The sequence below is a fragment of the Paenibacillus sp. A14 genome, assembly GCF_036864815.1.
GTDB lineage: Bacteria > Bacillota > Bacilli > Paenibacillales > Paenibacillaceae > Fontibacillus > Fontibacillus sanfengchensis.
In genome coordinates this window covers 466,378-485,026 of sequence record NZ_JBAGJD010000003.1, presented here as the reverse complement: position 1 = coordinate 485,026, position 18,649 = coordinate 466,378, and the positions used below count along the sequence as shown (strand labels likewise).

The window sequence follows — 18,649 nt, the reverse complement described above, 5'->3', positions numbered from 1 at the left end:
GGTGAGCCAAGTGATCGAGCAGCTTAGAGCCATCGGCCTCTCCGATTTGGAAGCCCGATGCTATTTGGCGCTGCATGAAGAGCCGGGAATTTCGGGATACGAGGTGGCCAAAAGGGTGTCGGTGTCCCGGACCAATGTGTACTCCGCCCTCCGAGTGCTCGGCGAGAAAGGGATTTGCCGGACGATCGAGTCCGATCCGGTTCTTTATGAGCCCGTTCCGATCGGTCAGGTTGTTGCTCTGCTCCGGTCGGATTTTGAGCGGACGACGCAGCAGCTGTTGGGGGAACTGAAAGCGCCGCCCAAACGGGCAGCTTCCTTCGGAAGCTGGAAAGGGGACAAGGCGGTGGAGACGACGATCCGGCGGCTGATCGCGAATGCCGAGAGGAATATTCTGGTCGATATTTGGGCGGAGGACTTGCACTGGGTGGAGACGCCGTTATTGGAGGCCGAAAGCCGAGGGGTCGCCGTCGTGGTCGTCGTGATCGGAGAAGCCCATTCGCCATTAAAACGCATCATCGCCCACCAGCGGCTGGAAGAGTGGGGAGAACTCGGATCACGCAGATTTTCGCTCCTGTGCGACCATGAGACGGCCCTGCTCGGGAGCTTCGGGCAAGCCGTTCAGTTGACGGCGCTGGAAAGCGATCACCCGTCGGTGCTGGAATTGCTGCATACCGCCTTTTTCCACGACATCGTCATGGAGCGGATCGAACAAGATTTGTCGGAGGAACTCGCCGGCAGGTACGGCAGGCATTATGAGAACATCAAACGGGAGTTCGGGGGCGTTATTTAAATGGCAGACGAAGACAATGGCGGATGAGCTGTTGTCTTTTTTATATGCAAGTGTTGCGGGCCTGATCAAATTGGAATATTATAAGTAGTAAGTAGTAAGTAGTAAGTAGTAAGTAGTAAGTAGTAAGTAGTTGAGTAATTAGCATGCCCTAATCGCAAATAGGGAGGTCAAGTCCATGCACGATTTTAGTCTGGTTCAGGAGTTCTCAATGATTTCGCTAAATGCGCAGCGAAGCCGGCATATGACCACAGCGAAGAAAGTCGCGCTGCGCTGCATGGCGGCGGCGGTGATTTTGGAAGCTTATATGGAAGGGTTCATGACGGGGCCCGATGATCAGCTTGGTGTGAGTAAGGAGATTCAGGCCACTTTTTCATCCGTTCCTTACCGGGAAGTGTTTTTTCAAGACCCTTATTTTGCAAAAAAAAGAGGAAGCCTGGGCGGGTGGTTAAAAAGAGCTTCAGGGTTGTCCAAAAGAAAACTAAACCGATTAGAGATGGCCGTCTCCGCATCGTTAATTCAAATGGGGCTGTTGGAAGAAATTCCGCATCTGATGGGGTGCGATCTTTATTTTCATTCGGCGGGACTTTCCATCAAAGAATACCGGTGTCACAAGCAGATGTACACGAGAATTACCGAGCACTGTCGAGCGGAGATTCTCGAGGAGGGAGCGGTCGATGAGAAGACGATCTGTATGTTGTGGCTGCTCCAGGAAAGCGGATGCATGCATGATCTTTTTTCGAGAAACGAGTTGGAACGGGTTGCTGTCCGCATGAATGAACTGCATAAAAATAACCCGCTTGCCCGGCTTGTGTATCCGATTCGCATCCGGCACGGCTGGGAATTGACGGTCAAGCGCTTACTTCGGGCGAAAACGCAGTTTGTTAAAACACCGGTGGGCAGCGGGGTAAACTTCATATTCCCGGTCATGGAGCGGGCGCAATCGGTATTTATCGAAACGGAAGCCTGGTTCTCCAATCCCCAGGAAAGGCTGAGCGATGTGACGAGACGGCTGGAATCCAACGGCCATTCGTACTCCATCTAAGGACAGGGCCAATTCCGACGCTGAAAATCGATAATGTAGAGTATGAGGCGGTCCCGCAGGCTATTTACGGCAGAGTTCCTATTCATGGCGTACGCCTGCTTCCCAAGCGCTCTATTTAGAGGAGAGAACCCTACATGTCGAGACAACGATCGATGGAGGCGATTCTGGCGTCAGAATACGTATCTATCGGAGAATTAGTCAGGTTGACAGATTCCCGCTACAGCACGCTTAAATTTTACACTGAAGAAGGTTTGCTTCCCTACGAGCAGGCGGAGGAAAACTTAACGCGCCGATATAAAAGGGAGGAGACGATTGCCCGCATTCATTGGATCCGTGAGAAAAAAGCGGCAGGATTATCCATTTCCCAAATTAAAGAGGCGCTACAAATGACCGGAGATTCCTGAACCGGACTTTCCGGGCGAGCGGACGGAAAATTTATTTCCGTTATTTACAATCCCTTTACTTGGATCAGATACGGTGAAAATAATTCCGTTTTAAAGTGTAGGTATCGTGGGATGAGGACAGACAGCCCCCTGCGCGAGTAGGGCGATGCTTTTAGCGATCCAGGCGGCGAATGTGTGATCATGCCGGATTGCAAAACCCAATCGAATACCGGGTAGAGACCAGGAGAAAACCCTCTTTTCGCTACGGAAAGCCGGAGGCCCTTTAGGGGCGGGCTTAACGAAGCGGACGGACGGTTTTTTTTGTGCTGCCCAACGAAGCGGATGGCTGAGGCTAATGGTTCGGCTCTGGCCGTGACCGGGAGGGGAGTCTGCCGCATCCTTCAACCTATTCCTAGGAGGGATACCTAACGCATGAAAAAAGCGAAAAAGCTGCTGCATCTTATCACGGTTTTGTCCCTATTGGCCGGTCTTGCGAATATTGGAGCGGGGACTTCAACGGCCGCGGCCGCGGAGAAGGAACCGGGAAGGGCAGAGATGCAGGCGGTACGGACGCTGACGGCACCGGTCATTGACGGACGTTTGGAGGAATCTTTCTGGAGCGTGAGCGAGCCCCTTTCGGTGCGCACCGACCCGGTTTCAAACGAGGATCATCGGTTCGGGCTGCTGTGGGACGACACTTACTTGTATATCGGGGTGCGGATCGCGGACGAGACGCCGATCACCGGGGGCAGCGGATACTGGTTCGACCAGGACAGTCTCAACCTGTTTTTCGATCCTACCTTGCACCGGTCCTCTCCCTTTGCCCCGGAGGATATGCAGATCGGCCTGCTTTACGGGCAAGACGGAAGCACGCCGGAGTTCCGGTTCGGCGCGGCGCTGAACAATCATGCGGACAAGGATGAGAAGAAAGTGCTTCGGTCCATCCACACCACACCCGAAGGGTGGAGCTCGGAACTTGCCGTGCCATGGGACATGCTCCACATGGACCCCCGGCTTCAGAAGCAGCTCGGCCTCGAAGTGGGCGTTACCAACCGCTACGATGCGGCGGATACGGCCAAACAGCGAACGAACTATTGGAGCGCCTACAATTCATCCAGCTTCTGGAACGATACGACGGGGTACGGCGTGGTACACCTCTCGGATGACGCTCCGGTCTCCGGCTTTGTGGATCCGGTGCTCCTGGAGGAGAACTTTGAAGGCTATAACGAGGGAACGATTCCGCCGGGCTGGGTGTCCGACGTCAATGGAGGAAGCCCGGCGTTTACGGTGACCCGGGACACGTACTCCTCCGTGACGGGAGACACTTATGGCGAGGCTGCGGATCCGTCCCTTTCGGGCAAAAGACTGCGCTTTGACGGCAACGGTTCCGGATGGCGGGCGCGGATCACCGCGCCGGTGCAAGCCGACGATTACACCGTGGAAGCGGATGTCCGGTTTGAAAGCGTGCTGAACCCGGCGCGCTGGGCGGCGCTGATGTTCCGCGTTCCCGCGAACGGCAAGGCGCCGTACAATCAAATGGCCGTAAGGCAAAACGGCGCTTACGAACTGGCCTATCGGAATCCGGGCAACCAGTGGTCCGTACCGGAAAGCGGGACTTGGCAGCCGCTTACGCTCGGCAAGGACTACACGCTGAAAGTGCGGGTGTTCGGCGATCATGTCAAAGAGTACATCAAGCCCAAGGACGAAGCGGAGTTCGCCCTGCTGGTGGACGCAACGCTGGACAGCGGGCTTCTGGAGCGCGGGAAAGTAGGTTTCCAGGCGGACCAGGCGACTGTTTCTTTCGACAATCTGAAGGTGACCCGCCTAACGGCGGACCGGCTGGATCTCCTTCTGCCGAATTCGGCGGAAGCGCTGAGCGGACCGCTGACGGTGACCGCTACCGTGTATTACTCCGACGGGGTGGTGGAGCCCGCCCAGATCAAGGACCTGAAGCTGTATTCTTCGGATGAGAGCGTCGTCAAGATCGTGGACAACCGGCCCGTACCGGTGAAGGAGGGCGAAGCGGTGATCACGGGGGGTTACCACCAGGCGGAATCCCGCGTCAATGTCACGGTGACGCCGTCGCTGACCGGGCCGAAGGTGTTGAAGCTGGCTCATGATCCCGGCTATTTGCTGATGGAGGCGGGCAAACCGGTACCGCTGAAGGACATCCGGTTCACGGCGGAATCCAGCGATTATACCTCGGCGGAAATCGATGGGAGCCGGCTGAACTGGAGCGCGGACAGCGGTGAGGTCACCGCGGACGGTATGGACTTAACGGTGAAAAGCCCCGGAGTCTATGAGGTGAAGGCGGCGAAAGACGGCGCGGAATTCCGGTTGGTTTTGGTAGCGAAGGCTGCGGATCAGCGCGAATATGTCCTGTTTGCGGAGGATTTTGACGGCATGGAGGACGGAGCGTTCCCGGAAGGCTGGACCCGTAAGCAGGGAGCTTCCGAGAGTGCGGCGGGCGTGCGGGACGGGGCGTTCGAAATGCGGGCCACGGCTTCGCCGGACAACCCCTCACGCGTTCTCCTGCCGGATTACTTAAGCCTGTTCGGCGACTATGCGATCGAAGCGGACATTACGAATACGGCGGCCAACAACTCCGGCCGTTGGAATTCGATCATGTTCCGGGTTCAAAACGGGGATTCCCCCTATTACCAGATGGCCGTGCGCAAGGATCCTTCCGTTTACAATGGGGTGGAATTTGCGGAGCGGACAGCCTCCAATCAATGGAACGTGATGGAGCGCGGTTCCTACCCCGAGCCGATGGAGGAAGGAAAGCCGCTTCGGTATACGGTGAAAGCCTACGGCAATCGGGTCCAGGAATGGATCAACGATTTGTTGATTTTCGATACGGCGAAGGCTGAAGCGTACAGCAAGGGACATATCGGTTTTCAGGCAGACGGCAGCACCATGCGGATCGATAATATCCGGGTGACTCTGCTTGAACAGCCGCTTCCGGTGCCGGACATCACACCGTTTGTCAAGGTGACGGAGCCCGCTACGCGGATCGCGATGGCTCCTACGGTCGTAACCGAGGTGGTGTACGGCAAAGACCTCGCAAAGCTCGAGGACGGGCACCTGCCGGCGACGGCGATTTTTCATGTCAATGCCGATCTGGCCGTTACGGAAAAGAACGGCGGCAAGGTAATTTCCCGTCTGGATGAGGTGCTCGCCGCCACGGGCGAAAAGGTGATCCCCGCCTTTTACGTCACAGAGGAGCTGGCGGTGGACCGGCTGGTTCACGAGCTGCGCGAGCGCGGTCTGGAGGATGCGTTCGTCATCTCCGACCGTCCGGATTTGATCCGGCGGGCCAGAGCGGCTTATCCGGTAATCCGCGGGATCGTGGACTTCACTTCTATGATCAATCCAACACCGGAGCAGTTGCTGGACATCCGCAGACAAACGGCTTCGAGCCAGGCCAGGGTTGCACTGCTGCCGGCGGGAGCGGCGACCCGGGACAACGTTGCGTTCCTGCAAAAGCTGGCGGTGATGGTCTGGGTGCAGAGTGCCCCGGATACGACCGGAGGGTCGCTGCCGACTCACCGCTTGATCACGGCCGGTGTTAACGGGCTTGTGACGGCCGACCCGGAAAAGGCCCGTGAAGCGCTGGAATTGTACGGCCGCGACACGACGCTGATCCGCAAGGTGTACATGATCGGGCATCGCGGCATGCCTTCCGTATCTCCGGAGAATACGATCGAGAGCAATATTTTGGCGATTGAGGCCGGTGCCGATTACATTGAAAACGACATGTTCCTGACCAAGGACGGATATCTCATTATCACCCACAATACTTTGCTGGAAACAACGACGGACGGACGCGGACAGGTCGAGAATTTCACGCTCGAGGAGCTGAAAGCTCTGAACGCCAACAAGCCTTATCCGCAAGGTTTTCCGCTGGTGAGGATGCCGACCCTGGACGAGCAGCTGCAGTTGGCCCGGGAGCGGGGGCGCTTGGTTTATGCGGAGATCAAGACCCAAACCCCGGAGGCGGTAGATGCGTTCGTGAGCACGGTCAAAAAATACAAGGCGGAGGATATCGTCAATGTGATGTCTTTTTATCCGGCCCAACTGGAGCGGCTGGCTGTCTTGATGCCGGAAATGAACGCGGGTCTGCTGACCGGGTATATGGCGAGCGAAGCGAATGTGGAAGGTTCGCTGCGGGAGACGATCAAAGCGCTGTCCCGGCAAAATTGGACTTATAATACGGATTATAACGGCCTGGGGCCGAAATTCATGGAAGCGGCCAAGCACCGCGGGCTGTTGATCTCCCCGTGGACCCTGAACAAGCGCGAAGATATCATCAAGTACTTCAAGATGGGCGCCTTCGCGATTACGACGGACTATACGTACTATGCCTCCGATTGGACGGCTGCGCTGACCGCCAAGGAACCGGCGATGGTATTGAACAAAGGAGAGTCCCGGGCTTTAACCGGAGTGGCCGAAACCTATCGGGGCGATAAAAAAGAGGTTCAGCCCGACATTGTGATCATCGAGGGGGACAACTTGGTGCGGGCGGACGGCAACACCATCAAGGCGGTCGGATCCGGAAAAGCCTACGCGCTGCTGCGTTACTCGGCTTCGATCGAAGGGGGCGGTACCTATGACCTGTATTCGAAGCCGGTTGAGATCACGGTTCATGGAGGTAATGACGGCGGCGGTGGAACGCCGGGCAACGGTGGCGGAAACGGAGGCAGCGGGAACTCTGGCAGCCATAATCATGGTGGAGCGCAAGGTGTTCCCGGGAAGCCTGTAGGGAATGAGGCAGAGCAGCCTGACGGAAGCGCCGATACTACCGTAATTGAAGCGATAAATGGGGCCGTCAAGGCGGAAGACTTAAAGCAAGCTCTTGAGGCGGAAAAACCTATCGAGGTCCGCTTCAAGGGGGAGAGCGTTAGGATTCCATTAGCCGGTCTGAAGCCGGAATCGTTGAAGCGGGACGAAGCTGTGCTTACGCTGGTCAACAGCGAGCTGCAAGCCGGCTACCGATTGCCGCTGCGGCGGATCGACCCGGCGGTGGCCACGCGGCTCCTTGGCGGCTCCGCTGCCGATACGGCGGAGCTTGTCGTCACCGTCCGCGAACTGAAGGAATCGGAGAAAGCCGCTGTGGCGGAAGCGGCCGGGCGTGCCGGAGGCACATTGGGCGGTCCGGCGGTGGAATTCGGACTTCGTCTTTCCTCCGGCGACGGATCTGCGCCACAGCGCAGCGTGTCCTTCTCCATCGAAGGAGCCGTGCAGTACATCGGAGCCTTGGGCGATGCGAAGAGCCGTACTTGGACAGGCGTTCGTTTTGATCGGGCCGGGAAGAAACTGGTTTATGCGCCGAGCCGTTATGTCTCCGAAGCTTCGGAAGTGATATTGACGCGCGGCCAAAGCGGAATCTATACCGTGTTGGCCGAGCAAAAGGCATTTGCCGACATGAAGGGCCATTGGGCTGAAACCGAAGCCAGCAAACTGGCGGAGCGGCTGCTGCTGGAGGGAACCGGCAGCGGCGCGTTTGAACCGGGGCGTGCCGTGACGCGGGCCGAGTTCGCGGCGATGCTGGTTCGGGCCCTGGGGCTGGATGCCGAAGCCGAAGCCGTTTTGGCGGCGGGGAACGGGGAAGCGGCTCCTCCGGCCATGAAGGATGTTGCCACGGCGGCTTGGTTCGCGCCTTATGTGCGGGCGGCGGTCCGGTCCGGGCTCGTCGGCGGCTACGGAGACGGAACCTTCCGCCCCGATGCTCAAGTCACGCGCGGGGAACAGGCGGCGATGATGGCCAGAGCGATGCGAATCTCCGGATCGGCTGCCGTATCCGGCCCTGCTGACGGCTCCGGGCGTCTGGCCGGGTTCAAGGACGCCGGGGAAATCAGATGGGGGCGAGCGGACTGGGAAACGGTCCTTGAGGCCGGTCTGTTCAACGGCGTTGCCGGGAATCGGCTGAATCCCGCCGCTGCGTCCTCACGCGCGGAATCCGCGGTGCTGCTCTATCGGTTCCTTCAATGGAGCGGCGATTTGGAGTAAATGTTAATCCAGCGCTGATAAACGGCCTCTATACTAGGGACAAACAACAAGGAGGCGTAAGAATGAAAAATGGACTATTCACGGGAACCTGGGGCCGGACGATTATTCCCGCCGTGCGAAAGCCCGAGGATCTGGATGCGGCTTGCGACAGCGGTTGGCCGATCCTGTTCCTGCTGACCGGGGATTTGTTTACGGTGCAGGATTATGTCCGACAGGCCAATGAAGCGGGAAAACGGGTGTTTCTTCATGTCGATTTCCTGGCCGGCTTGGCCAGTGATCCCGTCGCCGTGGAGTATATCGCCGACAAGGTTCGCCCGGCAGGCATTATTTCGACCAAAAGCCATATGGTCAAGCAGGCCAAAAAATGCGGACTCCAGGCGATTCAGCGGCTGTTCCTGATCGATACCTCCGCGCTGGAGCACGGGATTCATACGGTCCGCCAAAACCGGCCCGATGCGCTAGAGGTCATGCCCGGCTTGATTCCGCGAGTGATCAGCGAGCTGCGGGCAAGCACGTCGTTGCCGATCATTGCCGGAGGGCTGATCAAAGACCATGAGGAAATCGAAACGGCCCTGCGTGCCGGGGCCGCCGCGGTCTCCATGGGGAACAAGAGCCTGTGGCATTCTTTTGCAATGGCTTAACACGACGTTAATACGCCCTTGACAATGCGGAGCTAAATTAAAGAAGCAAGAACTCTTCAAGTTCAATTTTATAATTCAGGGTCGGAGACGAGGAGAAAGCCCTTATGCAGAACGCCGGAAACGGCATGGTTCGCCATGTCCGTTTCCGGGGCGGCTGCATAACGGGCTTTTTTGTGTTGTCCGCACCGCACCAAAGGAGGCTGCTCAATCATTGCCGGACACGCTGTCATTTGAGACGTACTTTTTTGATTTGGACGGCACGATTTTTCTGGGTGACGTCTTGCTGCCCGGCGTGCGGGAAACGCTGCGTTTTTTAAGGAGCCAGGAGAAGAAGGTCAGATTCTTAAGCAACACGACCATCAGGACAAGAAGGGAATGCCGTGACCGGCTTAGGCGGCTCGGACTGGCGGCCCACGAGGATGAAATCATCACGGCGGGGTCGATGTCGGCCGCTTATTTCGGGGAACGGCCCGAGCGGGCCCGGGTTCTCGTCGCCGGGGAACAAGCGCTCGTCCACGAGCTTGCCGCCGGGGGTGTGGATACGACGGAGAATCCGTCCGAAGCGACGCATGTGCTTGTAGGCATGGACCGGGAGTTCAACTACGGGAAGCTGCATCGGGCGATGAAGGCGGTCCGGGACGGGGCGCTGCTGATCGCCGCGAATCCCGACCCGAACTGCCCGGTAGCCGGCGATTTGATTCCCGACACCTGGTCCATGGTCAAAGCGATCGAAGCCGCGAGCATGGGGACGGTGGAGGAAATCCTCGGCAAGCCGTCCGCCTATTTCGCCGCCAAGGTGCTGGATTGGAGCGGAACGAGCGGGGACCGCTGCCTGATGGTCGGCGACCGGCTGGACACCGACATCCTGTTCGGTGCCAGTCACGGGATGCGCACGGCGCTTGTACTGACAGGTGTTTCGACACTCGAGGACCTGGACCGTTTTCAGGTTGTACCGGATTATATCTGGGCGACGATGGACGAAATGCTTCCGCGATCAAAGCGGGCTGGAACCGTAGTTTAACCGCGCGAATTTAACAGCGTTTTTACCCCGTGCTTACGAAAGAATTATACGGGTTTGGTAGAGTGGAAGAAATGCCGGTCTCTCAGCACGGAATTGTTCCGAAACATCAGCTTAACTAAATTGGAGGAGATGGAGCTATGCGGAAATGGAGTTCGAAAGTACTGGCGGCGGCGCTAGGGTTGTCGCTGCTTGCGGGATGCGGCGGAGGAAGCGGAAACGGGAACGGAAATAACAACGGCCATGGAGACGGGAACAACGCGGCGGCTTCGCAAGGGACGGCTCAGACGGCATCCGCGGCAAACGGCGGAAAAAAAACGGAGCTGACCTTCTACTATCCGATCGCGGTCGGCGGACCTTTGACCACTACGATCGAAGCGATGACTGCGGATTTTGAAAAAGAGCATCCCGAAATCGATGTAACCCCCGTATATACGGGCAGTTATGCGGATACCGCGGTGAAAACGCAGGCGGGCGTTCAAGCGAAGCAGCCGCCGGATGTGGCTGTACTGCAGTCCACGGAGCTGTTCAGCCTGTTGGATATGAACGCCATCGTTCCGCTGGACGACTTCATTGCAAAGGAAGGCAACGCGTATTTGACGGATTTCTATCCGGCCTTCATGGCGAATTCGCAAACGGACGGCCATACCTACAGCATCCCGTTCCAGCGCAGCACGATCGTCCTGTACTACAACAAGGAAATGTTCAAGGAAGCCGGACTGGATCCGGAAAAAGGGCCAAAGAACTGGGAGGAAATGCAGGATTACGCGATCAAGCTGAAAAAAGACGGACGCTACGGACTGGAAATTCCGGTCACGGGCTTCGCCTACTGGATGATGCAGACTTTCGCGCTGCAAAACGGGGAAAACCTGATGACCCAGGACGGGAAGAAAGTGATGTTCGACACGCCGGAAAACGTGGAGGGACTTCAATATTGGGTTGATCTTGCGGCCAAGCACAAAGCGATGCCGGAAGGCGTGACCGATTGGAGCACGGTGCCGTCCGACTTCCTGGAAGGCAAAACCGCGATGATGTACCATACGACGGGGAACCTGACGAATGTCAAGAAAAACGCCACTTTTGATTTTGGCGTCAGCTTCCTGCCGGCCAAAAAGCAATTTGGCAGCCCGACGGGCGGGGGCAACTTCTATATTTTCAAAGATATCAGTCCGGAAAAGCAGCAGGCAGCCTGGGAGTTCGTCAAATTTATGACCGAGCCGGAGCGCGCGGCCCAGTGGAGCATCGACACCGGCTATGTCGCGGTGCGCAAGTCCGCTTATGAAACGGAGCGGATGAAGAAGTATGCGTCCGAGTTCCCGGCGGCACTGGTAGCCCGCGAACAGCTGGAATACGCGGCAGCCGAGCTGTCCACACACAATAACGGCAAGGTGATGAAAATTTTGAACGATACTGTCCAGGCGGCATTGACCGGCGCTTTGTCTCCTGCCGAGGCCCTGAAGAAAGCCCAGACGGAAGCCGATCAGGCTCTGGCTTCCTTCAATAAATAGCATGGCCGGAAGCCGCTGGAGAAACAACGCCTTTGCCTGGATCTTGCTGCTGCCTTCTTTGGTTGTTTTGGCGTTGTTTACCTTTTATCCGATTTTCCTGACGCTTCGTCTAAGTCTGTATCAGGCCGACCTCGCTGCGCCGGAGCCCATATTTGCCGGATGGGATAATTTCCGCAGGTTGGCGGAGGACGAAGTGTTCAAAAAGGTGATGGGCAACAATACGATTTTTGCGCTGGGGACGGTTCCTGCGGGGATCGCCCTGGCCCTCTTGATGGCGGTGTTCGCCAATAAAGTCATGCGGGGAAGAGGGTTTATGCGGACGGCCTTTTTTTACCCGACGCTGATCCCCATGATCGCGGTAGCCAACATCTGGCTGTTTATTTATACGCCGGAATACGGTATGGTCAGCCGGCTCCTCTCCTGGACCGGACAGGCCGAACTGAACTGGCTCGGTACGCCGGGTCTAGTGCTGTGGGCGATGATCATTATGATCATTTGGAAGGAAGCGGGCTATTTTATGATTTTTTATCTGGCCGGCCTGCAAAATATCCCCAAAGAGCTGTATGAAGCCGCCCAGATGGACGGGGTCGGGAGCTTTACCGTGTTCCGAAAAGTCACATTCCCGCTGCTCATGCCGACCACGCTGTTTGTCAGTATCGTAGCCTTGACGAATGCGTTCAAGCTGGTCGATCACTTGATGATCATGACCCGCGGGGGCCCTAACAACTCGAGCAACTTGCTGCTCTACTACATTTACGAGACGGCCTTCAGCTTCTGGGACCAGGGTATGGCTTCCGCGCTGACGGTGGTCATGATCGGGCTGCTGCTGTTGTTTGCGGCGGTGCAATTTTTCGGGCTCGACAAACGAATTCACTATCATTGATTCCGGACGGATCGTCCGGAAGGAAAGGCAAGGCTTAGGATATGCCGCAGAAATATGTCTCTAAAATCTGCAATTTGCTCATGCTGCTGCTGGCCGTTATCTGGCTGATGCCGCTCGTCTGGATGACGGCGACCGCGTTCCGCTCGAGGCAGACGGCGCTTTCGGGATTCTGGTCGGCGGACTTCACCTTGGACAATTTTGCCACGGTTTGGTCGGCGGCTCCCTTCACCGTGTATTACCTGAATACGCTGCTTATCGTGTTCGGCGTATTCGCCGTACAGATGCTGACGGCGACGATGGCCGCCTTCGCGTTTGCGCGGGTGCCGTTCGCTGGGGGCGGGATCGTGTTTCTGGTGTTTCTGGCACAGATCATGATTCCGGCCGATGTGCTGATTTTTCCCAACTACAATATTCTGAAGCAGTTCTCGCTGCTCGATACGAAACTGGGTATTATGCTGCCCTATCTCGCTTCTTCCTTCGGGATTTTCCTGCTCCGTCAGGTTTTCAAGACGATCCCCCTGGAATTGGAGGAGGCGGCACTCATGGAAGGCTGCAACCGGTGGCAGGTGTTGTGGAAAGTGTATTTCCCGCTGTCCCGGCCTACCTATGTCGCCTTTGCGCTTGTGTCGATCAGCTATCAGTGGAACAATTTCTTGTGGCCGCTGATTGTCACGAATTCCGTGGAAAACCGGCCGCTGACGGTCGGGCTGTCGATTTTCGCCCAGTCGTTCGAAGTCGGGGTTCAATGGACCGAAGTCAGCGCGGCGACGCTGCTCGTCATCGTACCGCTGCTGGCGATCTTTCTGGCTTTTCAGCGTCAGTTCATCGACAGTTTCATTCATTCCGGGATTAAGTAGCTTCCATCAGGCACCGGATCGTTCCATAGGGCAAAGCCACCCCGCGGGAGCTGTCAAAGGAGAGTTATTTCATCCCAAGTGGCATGTTCAGGAGGTTTTAACTTAGAAGGACCATCCCCATGTGAAGGAGAGATCCGGATGATCACACGCGAAGACTGTTCCGTTTCCACTTATGCTTACATCGACCGTCCGCTTCAAGAGGCGGTGCTGCTCCTGGCCGAGGCCGGCTGGAAGCAGATTGAAATAATGTGCGAGGGCGGCCATGAGGAGATCCTGGTCTGGCCTGAAGCGCAGCTTGCGGAGTTTAAGCGGATCGGCGAGGCTTACGGCATCCGGTGGAGCCTGCATGCGCCCATCACCGGCTGCAACCCGGCGGCCGGGGACGAGGCGGAGACGGCCCGATCCGAGCATCTGCTCGTGGAAACGCTGCTCGTCGCGGAGCATTTGGAGTGTAGCCATGTCGTCCTCCATGCGGGGAGCGAGGGAGGGGAGCCGGCTGGCACGGAGGAGCTTCCCGGGGCGGGCCCCAAGGCGGTGAGCGAGGCTAAAGCGGAGCCTGGGCGTGGGGCGGAACTCGCGGGGGCCGCGGCCGAAACCGGAACCGGGATAGAGGCGGGAACCGAAGATGCGAAGCGCCGGATCGTCGGCTTTCTCGCCCGGGTACTAAAGCGAACGGCCGGCAGCGGCACGGTGATTGCGCTGGAGAATGTCCCGCCTTATCCGGGCTTGCTTGGCGCGGAGGTCCCCTTTTTGCGGGCGATCGCCGACGAGCTCGATTCCCCGCGGGTCGGCCTCGTCTTCGATTGCGGCCATGCCCATATGACGGGCAGCGGCCGCTGCCTTCTGATGCTCCAGCAGGCGATGCCCCGGCTGGTGGCGCTGCACTTCAGCGACAACGCCGGGGAGGCGGATGACCATTTGGGGCTGGGCGGCGGCACCGTGCCGGTCGAGGCGATGGCGGCCTGGCTGGTGGCCTGCGGATACCGGGGCTCCTGGGTGCTGGAGATGAGGAAGCCGGAAGATTTGCTGCCATCCGCAGACAGGCTGATTAGTCTGACCCGGCAGTTCTCGAGCAGCTTTTAGCCCTCATCATACAACCTTGACCTATGGGACTTTATTTGCTGGAGAAGTCGTGCCGAATCTCGAATTGGGGCTCGCATCGGGGGAACAAGGCACGCAAATGTGCAAGAATTTATTGTGATTACGGAGAAAGCGGCATCTTAACATCAAAAAACCTGCAGATATGCAGGTTTTTTTGTATAAGCATTTGGCCGATCAAGATCACCTCAAGAGCAACCCCGTTACACGGGGCGAACCCGGAACTTGAAGAAGTAAGGCCGGTTCGCGGGAAGCGTGTAAGCTTCATGCGTCCGGGCTCCCCAGCTGTCGTCGCCGCCGACGCCCATTTGTTTGAAGTTGATTCTTACGATCGTATGGCCGGTTTCGGGCAGCTTATAGACATGGTCATGCGCTTCCAGTTCTTCCGGGGACCAAGGCAGCGCATTGAAATCGAAAGGCATCGGACTGTCGAACCGAAGAATGGCCGCATCGCCGGCGCTCCGCGAGATTTCGGCAAACCGGACATCGGTCTTGTTGCCGCATTCCTGCGGGCGCAAATAAGGAACGAACTGGTCCCGGACGCTTCCGGTGTAGTAACCCAGGCGAGCCCCGGTCTTCCGGTCCCAATAGTTATCGTGGGGGCCGCGGCCGTACCAGCTGACGGTATCATGGGTCTTGTTCAGGGTGAACAGCAAACCGAACTCCGGCATTTCAGGCAGACTGCCGTCCGGCACTAAGGTTTGTTCCACCTCGATCGCTCCATCCGGGAATACGCGATAGACGAGGGAGAGGGTACACGAAGGCTGATTCTCCCACGCGTAATCCGCACAGACGGCCCAGCCGTCGCCTTCTGTCCGGTGTTCGAACCGGGTTAGCTTCAGGTTGAACGGAGCGGTTTTCCAAAAAGCGCTGCGCTCATGAAGCTTGTTGCCGAGATCGTTGTCGGTAACCGCGCGCCAGAAATTCGGCCGTACGTCCCCGGCGAGCTGTTCTTGGCCCGCTATTTTATAGGAGACCAGGTTTCCTGAATTTCGGTCAAAAGTAACCGAGACGTTGTCCCCGGTGATTCTAAGCTCCTCCGCCACGGTTTCCGTTTTCAGCGGGGAAAGTCCTTGAGCCTCTGGGGAACCCCACGGCACCATGCGAGGTTTCAATACGAACTGCTCCCAGGCGACTTCGTGTCCGGCCTTGGCCCATTTATGTTCGGTCTTTGTGACGAAAGAAACCGTCAGGACGGCTTCCCGCTCATCCGCGAAAGCGGTCTGGAACGGAATGCGGATCTCCGCCGTTCCTCCGGGAGGCGCTGTGGCTTCCAAGGTGCCGCTCTGCGCAGGCACGCCATCCAATGCTACGCTCCATACGCAGGCGTATTGACTCAGATCCGTAAATAACGCTTTGTTGCGAATCCGAATGAGCCCTTGACGCAAATCCACGGCTTCGAAGCGGACGTCCTGATAGCATTTTTTTACCTCATGCAGCTTTGGAGTCACGGTCCGGTCGGCAAAAATAAGCCCGTTTCCGCAGAAATTGCCGTCGTGCGGCGACTCGCCGAAATCCCCGCCATAGGCAAGATACTCCGTACCGTCCCCCGCGGTCGTTCGAATGGCCTGGTCGATCCAGTCCCAGATAAAGGCTCCCTGCAAAATGTCGTACTTGTCAAACAATTCCCAATAGAGATGAAGTCCGCCGCAGGAATTACCCATGGCATGGCTGTATTCACAGAGGATATACGGCTTTTTGGGATGGTTCAGCGCGTAATGCTCGACATCGCGAGGTTTGACGTACATGGTGGATTCGATATCGCTGGCCGCTTCCGATTGGCGGTAATGAAAGACGCCTTCATAATGGACAAGCCGCGTCGGGTCGGTCTGTTTCAGAAAATCGTACATGGCGATAAAGTTGTCTCCGCCGAAGGATTCATTGCCGAGCGACCAAATGATGACGGACGGGTGATTTTTGTCCCGCTGGAACATGGAATTGCAGCGGTCGAGCACATTGTCCCGCCATTCCGGCCGGCTGCCCGGTACATTGAATTCATTCAATTCCTGCTGTCCGTATTGCCAGGATCCGTGCGTCTCCAGGTTGGTTTCATCGATCACGTAAAGTCCGTATTCATCGCATAGTTCGTACCAAAGCGACTGGTTTGGGTAATGGGAGGTCCGGACCGCGTTGATATTGTGGGTTTTCATAAGCTCGATGTCCCGGATCATCTCCGCCTTCCCGATCGCCCGGCCGGAGTCTTGCGAGAATTCATGGCGGTTGACGCCCTTGAATACGATCCGGCAGCCGTTGATCTTCATCAGTCCGTCCTTCAGTTCGAATTTGCGGAATCCGGTCTTGCAGCGGGTCGCTTCGAGGACGCGGCCTTCTTTGTCCTTCAGGGTCAGAATCAGCGTATACAAATGGGGCGTCTCCGCGCTCCACTTCAGCGGATTCCGCACCGCCGCCGAAAGTTTCAAAGTGTGGGATTCCTCGCCTTGAAGGATGGAGGTGAAGGACAGCGGCGCGTCGAGAACGGCCCGCCGGTCTTCATCGTACAGTTGAGCTTCCACGGTGATTTCCCCGGTGCTTTCCGCGTTGTAGTTCGTGATTTTGATATCGAGCTGCAGTTCGGCATCGCGATAATCGGCATCCAGGTCGCTGCGCACAAAGAAATCGGCAAGATGTACCGGGCCCGGCGAATAGAGGTACACGTCGCGGAAAATCCCGCTGAGCCGCCAAAAATCCTGGTCCTCGAGCCAACTGGCATCGCACCAGCGGTAGACCTCCACGGCCAGCTTGTTGTCTCCCTCCACCAGGTAGGGGGTGATGTCGAATTCGGCAGGGGTAAAGGTGTCTTCACTATAACCGACAAGCTCGCCGTTCACCCACACGTAGAACGCGGATTCGACGCCTTGAAAGCTGAGGAACACGGGGCGCCCATTCCAGTCCTGCGGCACGGTAAAGGTGCGGATATAAGAACCCACCGGATTGTACAAGGCCGGCGCAAAGGGGGGCTTCAGCTCAGGCTCGGAGACCGCCCAAGGATACCTTACATTCGTATATTGCGGGTAATCGTAGCCTTGAAGCTGCCAATGGGAAGGGACCGGCAGTTCTTCCCAGCCGCTGGCGTCGAAATCGGTTCGATAAAAATCCCGGCTCCGCCGCTCCGGCGTCTCCGCAAACGCAAATTTCCACACCCCGTTCAGCGATCGGTAGTAGGGGGAAGATTCCGGATCTGATGAGAGCGCTTCCGAAACGGTGGGAAAAGGCATCATGGTCGCATGGGCTTCGAGCCGCCCCAATTGAAACAGCTCCGGATTGTTGTTCCACTCGGGATAGCCGTTGGCCGGGGGCGTGTAAACGAGTTTTTTGCGCATGTAACGTAACAACTCCTCTTGCTATGTTATAATATATTAACATTATAAGTTTCCATTGGCCTTTAGAAAATAAAAGAATATTCGCCCTGTGTATTAAAATATGAAACAAGAGGAGGATTTTCCGATGAAGTCCCGGATCATCTTCGGAAAGACGGAGGAGACGTCCCGGCTGCCTATTTTTATGACGACGCTGGGCTATTGGGAGCATCAGAACGAAACGCACCGTCCCGCAGGCTTTCCCGATTACCAGGTGCATCAGGTGATTCAAGGGCAAGGGAAGCTGGTCCTCGGCGAGGAGGAGTTTCTCGTGGGTCCGGGGGAGGTGTTCTTTTTGTTCCCGGATATTCCACACAGGTACATGCCGGTTAGTGAGCGCTGGGAGCTGGCCTGGGTTTCATTCCAGGGCAGGGAGGCGAGCCAACTGCTCGCGTATGCCGGGGTAAATGGTTCAGGCGTTGGTCGGCTGCGCACCCGGACTTTGATGGACGGCCTTCAACGCATGCTCGAGGCGGAGGAACACGGGGACGAGAATTTCGAAACGGAATGCTCCAAGCAGTTGTACAACCTTTTGCTGGACTTAAATAGAGAACTGATCGCGGCTGAGGCAAAAAACGATGAGCTGGAACGCATGCGCCCGGTGCTTACCTACATTGCGCATAACCTGCCGCGACCCTTGCCGCTAGGCGAACTGGCGGAGATCGCGGGCGTTTCGCCGCAATATTTGTGCCGTCTTTTTCAAAAAACGCTGAAACTCCGGCCTTTGGCCTATATCAACCAAGAACGCGTCAATCTGAGTAAAAAGTTAATGTTTACCGAGCGAGACAAAAGGATCTACGAGATCGCCCAAAAGGTGGGTTATGAGAACTCCAGCTACTTCTGCGCCGTGTTTAAGCGGCATACCGGGATGAGTCCCGAGGAATTCAAGAAAATGCACGGGCTGGGTTCTTGAGGTAAAGCGGCCTACCGCTTAGCGGGAAATTCTCCTGTTAATTGCTGAGATTTTGCCAAGGGCAGTTCAATTAGATGGAAATCCTCCCGCTAATTTTGCCTAAAGCGGCTAGATGTGTCTCGGAGCCCCGGAATAGCTGGAGCTTTTCCCG

Annotated in this window: 12 protein-coding genes; 11 read left to right on the top strand and 1 reads right to left on the bottom strand. The window is 56.9% G+C overall.

The window, feature by feature from the left end; all coding sequences use genetic code 11:
- Window positions 1-10: 10 nt before the first annotated feature.
- The 10 genes from V4U88_RS10250 to V4U88_RS10205 all read left to right on the top strand — a co-directional run bounded on the left by V4U88_RS10250 (window position 11) and on the right by V4U88_RS10205 (window position 14,214).
- Window positions 11-790, top strand: a complete 780-nt coding sequence (locus V4U88_RS10250; protein ID WP_334073160.1) for a TrmB family transcriptional regulator — start codon at window positions 11-13, stop codon at window positions 788-790.
- Between the two features lie 175 nt (window positions 791-965).
- Window positions 966-1,832, top strand: a complete 867-nt coding sequence (locus tag V4U88_RS10245; RefSeq protein ID WP_334073159.1) for a hypothetical protein — start codon at window positions 966-968, stop codon at window positions 1,830-1,832.
- 134 nt (window positions 1,833-1,966) lie between these two features.
- Window positions 1,967-2,236: a helix-turn-helix domain-containing protein gene (locus V4U88_RS10240; protein WP_334073158.1), complete on the top strand. Its 270-nt coding sequence runs from the start codon at window positions 1,967-1,969 to the stop codon at window positions 2,234-2,236.
- Between the two features lie 411 nt (window positions 2,237-2,647).
- A complete protein-coding gene (locus V4U88_RS10235) occupies window positions 2,648-8,224 on the top strand; it encodes a glycerophosphodiester phosphodiesterase family protein (RefSeq protein WP_334073157.1) in 5,577 nt (1,858 codons plus the stop codon).
- A gap of 62 nt (window positions 8,225-8,286) precedes the next feature.
- A complete protein-coding gene (locus tag V4U88_RS10230) occupies window positions 8,287-8,865 on the top strand; it encodes a glycerol-3-phosphate responsive antiterminator (RefSeq protein ID WP_334073156.1) in 579 nt (192 codons plus the stop codon).
- A 211-nt stretch (window positions 8,866-9,076) separates the two neighbouring features.
- Complete coding sequence (locus V4U88_RS10225) at window positions 9,077-9,886, top strand: HAD-IIA family hydrolase (RefSeq protein WP_334073155.1); 810 nt, start codon at window positions 9,077-9,079, stop codon at window positions 9,884-9,886.
- Between the two features lie 137 nt (window positions 9,887-10,023).
- The gene (locus V4U88_RS10220) at window positions 10,024-11,391 is read left to right on the top strand and encodes an ABC transporter substrate-binding protein (RefSeq protein ID WP_334073154.1); all 1,368 of its coding nucleotides are present in this window, start codon (window positions 10,024-10,026) and stop codon (window positions 11,389-11,391) included.
- A 1-nt stretch (window position 11,392) separates the two neighbouring features.
- A complete protein-coding gene (locus V4U88_RS10215) occupies window positions 11,393-12,274 on the top strand; it encodes a carbohydrate ABC transporter permease (protein WP_334073153.1) in 882 nt (293 codons plus the stop codon).
- 41 nt (window positions 12,275-12,315) lie between these two features.
- Window positions 12,316-13,131 carry a carbohydrate ABC transporter permease gene (locus tag V4U88_RS10210; RefSeq protein WP_334073152.1) on the top strand — a complete coding sequence of 272 codons (816 nt, stop codon included), beginning with the start codon at window positions 12,316-12,318 and terminating at the stop codon, window positions 13,129-13,131.
- A 138-nt stretch (window positions 13,132-13,269) separates the two neighbouring features.
- Entirely contained in the window at window positions 13,270-14,214 is a 945-nt protein-coding gene (locus V4U88_RS10205; protein ID WP_334073151.1) for a sugar phosphate isomerase/epimerase family protein, read from the top strand.
- Window positions 14,215-14,432: 218 nt separating this feature from the next.
- Here the strand turns inward: V4U88_RS10205 and V4U88_RS10200 are convergent, their stop codons facing one another.
- The gene (locus V4U88_RS10200) at window positions 14,433-17,549 is read right to left on the bottom strand and encodes a glycoside hydrolase family 2 TIM barrel-domain containing protein (protein ID WP_334073150.1); all 3,117 of its coding nucleotides are present in this window, start codon (window positions 17,547-17,549) and stop codon (window positions 14,433-14,435) included.
- Between the two features lie 124 nt (window positions 17,550-17,673).
- Here V4U88_RS10200 and V4U88_RS10195 point away from each other — a divergent pair, with 124 nt between their 5' ends.
- Window positions 17,674-18,498: an AraC family transcriptional regulator gene (locus tag V4U88_RS10195; RefSeq protein ID WP_334073149.1), complete on the top strand. Its 825-nt coding sequence runs from the start codon at window positions 17,674-17,676 to the stop codon at window positions 18,496-18,498.
- The last annotated feature ends 151 nt before the right edge of the window (window positions 18,499-18,649 follow it).

What these genes read in the sequence shown, in the direction of transcription:
- V4U88_RS10240 (WP_334073158.1), top strand. Translation starts at nt 1,967, where the DNA reads ATGTCGAGACAACGATCGATGGAGGCGATTCTGGCGTCAGAATACGTA.
- V4U88_RS10220 (WP_334073154.1), top strand. Translation starts at nt 10,024, where the DNA reads ATGCGGAAATGGAGTTCGAAAGTACTGGCGGCGGCGCTAGGGTTGTCG.
- V4U88_RS10195 (WP_334073149.1), top strand. Translation starts at nt 17,674, where the DNA reads ATGAAGTCCCGGATCATCTTCGGAAAGACGGAGGAGACGTCCCGGCTG.
- V4U88_RS10235 (WP_334073157.1), top strand. Translation starts at nt 2,648, where the DNA reads ATGAAAAAAGCGAAAAAGCTGCTGCATCTTATCACGGTTTTGTCCCTA.
- V4U88_RS10230 (WP_334073156.1), top strand. Translation starts at nt 8,287, where the DNA reads ATGAAAAATGGACTATTCACGGGAACCTGGGGCCGGACGATTATTCCC.
- V4U88_RS10245 (WP_334073159.1), top strand. Translation starts at nt 966, where the DNA reads ATGCACGATTTTAGTCTGGTTCAGGAGTTCTCAATGATTTCGCTAAAT.
- V4U88_RS10200 (WP_334073150.1), bottom strand. Translation starts at nt 17,549, where the DNA reads ATGCGCAAAAAACTCGTTTACACGCCCCCGGCCAACGGCTATCCCGAG.
- V4U88_RS10205 (WP_334073151.1), top strand. Translation starts at nt 13,270, where the DNA reads ATGATCACACGCGAAGACTGTTCCGTTTCCACTTATGCTTACATCGAC.
- V4U88_RS10210 (WP_334073152.1), top strand. Translation starts at nt 12,316, where the DNA reads ATGCCGCAGAAATATGTCTCTAAAATCTGCAATTTGCTCATGCTGCTG.
- V4U88_RS10215 (WP_334073153.1), top strand. Translation starts at nt 11,393, where the DNA reads ATGGCCGGAAGCCGCTGGAGAAACAACGCCTTTGCCTGGATCTTGCTG.